This window comes from Bartonella japonica (assembly GCF_040545385.1).
GTDB classification, from domain to species: Bacteria; Pseudomonadota; Alphaproteobacteria; order Rhizobiales; family Rhizobiaceae; genus Bartonella; species Bartonella japonica.
Genome location: NZ_JBEPLT010000035.1, coordinates 1 through 4,562 on the forward strand (window position 1 = coordinate 1; position 4,562 = coordinate 4,562).

The 4,562-nt window shown below is 42.8% G+C and carries 3 protein-coding genes; 2 read left to right on the top strand and 1 reads right to left on the bottom strand.

What is annotated here, in order from left to right; translation table 11 throughout:
- The first annotated feature begins 25 nt into the window (after positions 1-25).
- Complete coding sequence (locus tag ABID39_RS07585) at positions 26-2,302, top strand: toprim domain-containing protein (RefSeq protein WP_354187541.1); 2,277 nt, start codon at positions 26-28, stop codon at positions 2,300-2,302.
- Positions 2,303-2,452: 150 nt separating this feature from the next.
- On the top strand, positions 2,453-3,025 hold the full coding sequence (locus ABID39_RS07590) for a hypothetical protein (RefSeq protein ID WP_354187537.1): 573 nt from the start codon (positions 2,453-2,455) through the stop codon (positions 3,023-3,025).
- Positions 3,026-4,208: 1,183 nt separating this feature from the next.
- On the opposite strand, the gene ABID39_RS07595 is transcribed toward ABID39_RS07590, so the two are convergent.
- Positions 4,209-4,562 (bottom strand): ribosomal eL19 family protein (locus ABID39_RS07595; protein WP_354187539.1); only part of this gene is annotated, 354 nt, incomplete at its 5' end.

Consider the following 4,562-nt stretch of genomic DNA (forward strand, 5'->3'; position numbering starts at 1 on the left):
TTATCAACTACAACGACGAATAAACATGAGCACAATTTTTGAGATCAAACAGAAGCTTTCATCACAAGCAAGGATGATCGTGGAAATGCTTCTTCCACAAGGAAGCATCCGTGGAAATAATTGGATTATAGGCAACACGCGTGGTGAATCTGGACAAAGTTTATCGGTCTGCTTGAGCGGCAGTAAAGCTGGTCTTTGGTATGATTTTGCAGAAGGAAGAGGTGGAGACCTTTTAGACCTTTGGTGTGAAGTTAAAAAGATCAGCCTTTCTCAAGCCTTAGAAGAAGCGCGTGCCACTCTCAATTTAGCACGTCCCAAACCCTTTATGGCGCCCTACCGTTCCTATCGACGCCCACCAGTTCCCACAGGCAGTACCCCACAAAATTTAGTAAAAACTTACTTAAACAAAGAGCGTTGCATTCCACTTGAGATTTTACAGCGCTACCGCATAGGAGAAGATGGCGGAAAAATTATTTTTCCCTTCTATAAGCCCGATGGCACTCTTGCTTTGGTAAAAGAACGTTTAGCACAAGCGGGAGCAAAAACAAAACCGACTACAGCGCAATGCGAACCAATTTTGTTTGGCTGGCAAGCTCTCTGCACTGCAAATCAAGCACCTACCCCAGCCACAGACCAAGCATCTGCCCCTGCCACAGCGCACAGCCCCACCGCAAACCAAGCACCTGCCCCTGCCACAGCGCACAGCCCCACGGCAGATCTCGCACCTGCCCCTGCCACAGCGCACAGCCCTACCGCAAACCTCGCATCTGCCCCAGCCATAGCGCACAGCCCTACCGCAGATCTCGCATCTGCCCCAGCCATAGCGCACAGCCCTACCGCAAACCTCGCATCTGCCACAACAACAGCGCACAGCCCTACCGCAGATCTCGCATCTGCCCCAGCCATAGCGCACAGCCCTACCGCAAACCTCGCATCTGCCACAACAACAGCGCACAGCCCCACCGCAGACCAAGTACCTGCCCCAGCCATAGACCTCACACTTTTTCCTACAAAACAGGCTTTTTCTTCGACAAACCGTACAATTGTCATCACTGAAGGAGAAATTGATGCACTTTCCTTAGCGGCCTACGGATATCCGGCAGTTTCCGTACCTTTTGGAGGAGGAAGTGGAGGAAAGCACAATTGGATTGAAAATGAATTTGATCATTTAGAGCCTTTTGAAACGATTTTTCTAGCTACCGATATGGATAAACCGGGTGAAGAAGCAGCACGTGAAATCGCTAGTAGGCTTGGTTTCCACCGTTGTTACCGTGTACATCTTCCCCGCAAAGATGCGAATGACTGCTTAACTGCTGGGATTGATGCAAGCACCATGGCAGCCTCTTTTTCATCAGCAAAAAGCTTTGCACCCAAAGGATTACGACGGGCCTCAGAATATAAAGAGCAAGTTATAGGGTTATTTTGGCCAAAAACTGAACAGCATATTGGCTATACGGTTCCCTACCCTAAACTTCATGGCAAACTATATTTCCGCCCAGCGGAGTTAACGCTATGGAGTGGCGCGAGTGGTGTTGGAAAGAGTCAACTGTTATCAGACTGTATTCCCCATTGGATTTCTCAAAAGAGTCGTCTTTGTTTAGCTTCTCTAGAAATGAAAGGAGAACAATCTCTACGCCGTCTCACGAAACAAACGGGAGGTATCGAGCAACCCACAAGAGAGATGATTGAACGGATTCTTCATTTTTTAGACGATGGGCTTATTCTTTATGAACATGTTGGCAAATCGAGTGTTGACGCATTATTAGAAGTGTTTGACTATTGCCGTGCACGCTATGGCTGCGATCAATTTATTATCGATAGTTTAATGCGGCTAGGCATTACTTCTGATGATTATGCCAAACAAGAACAAGCCGTTTATAAAATGGTTGATTGGGCGATTTTGAACAATGTACACATTCATCTTGTTGCCCATGCCCGTAAAGGTGGTTTGGATATCCCTGGAACTGAAGATATTAAAGGAGCATCAGAAATTGGTGCGAATGCTTTTAATATTATCACTCTTTGGCGTAATCGATTATTAGAAGATAAAATTTGTGCTGCATCGCGCGGAGAAGAAAAAGCAGATTTAGCAAAACGTCCTGGCGTTATCATCAATATTGCGAAACAACGTTCAGGTGATTTTGAAGGTAAAATTGGTCTTTGGTTTGACCAGAAAACCTATCGTTATCGCTGCTCTTCTGAATACTCTTTAACGTCACGTCGTTATCTTGAATACCTAAACAAAAACACCACCACTCTCAAAAACCACCTACAAAACGCACCCCCTATCCCTCACCAATAAATACAGACAACATCCCAACAAATCACAAATTACTTTGATGTCTCCATCTACCTAAAAGAGCACGTATAAGAATTTTCTTTTCATAACCCTACATGAAGGACGTCTCATTTTTAAAAGAGAGAACAAAACTATTATTTTTGAGGAGATGATATGAACCATAAAAATAAAAGAAAGATACAAATTTCTCTTTTCTCCCAAAACGGTGAAGAGAACCAGAAGATTGGTCACTTAAAAACGCAAGAAATATTTGTTGAAACGAGCAATCCTTATTTTCAGCCAACCCACCCGGAAAGCTGGAGCAACCCACGAAAAATCAAAGCTATTGCCAATGCACAAAGCCGCCCTATTGCGCTTTTATACGCGAAAGGGCATATCAGTAAAGCACAATATAAGGCAGCAGAACGCTTTTATATTTATTGGCGCCAAAGTCAGTCTGACCTCCATATGAGTTATGATTATACGCGTGAAAAGGTTGCGTGCAGCCAAGGTTACATACATCCTATTGAACGCCAAATAGAGGCATCTAATCATTTAAAAACGATTAAAATCCACCTTGGTATTCTTGGCTATTCCCTTATGGAGAAGGTTATTGGGTATGATCAAGCAATCAAAGATTTAAGCACCTCAAAACGGAAACAAAACTCACTTGCAGACCATTTACGAGATTGTTTAGACTTATTGGCATTTCATTGGGGATATGCAAACCATAAACATTCCGAATAATCCCCCGCTTGAGATAATTTCCTTTCCCAGATAATTACTGAATAGTCATAATGTTTCACACAACCAACCATACCAACGATACCCCCATACACTAAAACATGAATCCGTATAAAACCCGATTGATAGAGAAGGATCAACACCCAAAAATGGACCAGAAAACAGCAAAACATACCCGAAAATTCATTGAAGACTACTTCCACCACCTCCATCGATAACCTTCCACTGAAAACCACGCATCCGCCCCAACCCCAAAATCACCCCACCCGCACAACAAGACACCACTGAAAGCCACCTCACCCACAGTCTCCTCATAAGAAATTATTCTGACTGATAACAAACTGAACAATATTGAGCGCCCCAAAAGTCGCTTTATTATTCGGGCACCAACAACGACCCTCGGGCACCAACGACTCTCCGGCGCTAACAACGACTCTCCGGCGCTAACAACAACCCTCCAGCACCAACAACAACCCTCCGGCTCCCCTACGAATCCCCCCCTCATTGGTAAGTGCTTCACCAAAAATCATTTTCATTGAACTATCTTTACTCTTAGTAAAATATAAAAAATTGTAGTTTCTTGTAGATCTGTATGCAATATTCTTTATCTGTTCAAATCTATCGAATAGATGGTGTCATCTTACCGCTTTATGAAACGATCAGCAGTTTTTTAAACTTATTCTTCTCATTAAAACTCTATTTTGAGAAAAATAAAAAATTTTTATAAAAATATTACGTTTATATAACGATATAAAATATACTTAATTATATTTTTCATAAAACATATTTATAAATGATATCTTACTCTATAAAATAATAATTATTAAACGCCTTCTCTCTTGTATACTGTTTCATTATATTTCTTTTTGCAATTTTCAAGATGAGCATTTTGTAAGAACATATCTTTAAAATTTATACAGACAGAATAAAATCAAAAAAAGACCACATCACGGTACCCAAATATCCAAATTGTTGTAGATTTTTCATTTTCTTTTTACTATATGGACTCGCTGATTATGATATCGACTCGCTAACCTTGTCATACAATCATTTTAAAGATTGAAGAGGTAAGATGAGTATCCGTAGAAAATGCAACAGCCAATCGGTATAGAATACAAAAAACATACATCCTTGGCTATCTCTATCTTTTCACGGAATATACCTAACCTATAGGGTGCACCCCAACCTATATAGGATGCACCCTAGCTTCTATGGAATGTATCCCACCCCTCACGGGATACACTCCACCCCTCATGGGATACGTCTTGGTCATCATAAGACGCACCCCAACCTTTGTGGGATGTATCCCACCCCTCACGGGATACACCCCAACCTTTGTGGGATGTATCCCACCCCTCACGGGATACACCCCAACCTTTGTGGGATGTATCCCACCCCTCATGGGATACACCCCAACCTTTGTGGGATGTATCCCGACCCTCACAGGATACACCCCAACCTTTGTGGGATGTATCCCGACCCTCACAGGATACACCCCAACCTTTGTGGGATGTATCCCGACCCTCACAGGATACACCCC

Bases quoted from the DNA above. Each gene is read 5' to 3' on its own strand.
- ABID39_RS07585 (WP_354187541.1), top strand. From the start codon at position 26: ATGAGCACAATTTTTGAGATCAAACAGAAGCTTTCATCACAAGCAAGG.
- ABID39_RS07590 (WP_354187537.1), top strand. From the start codon at position 2,453: ATGAACCATAAAAATAAAAGAAAGATACAAATTTCTCTTTTCTCCCAA.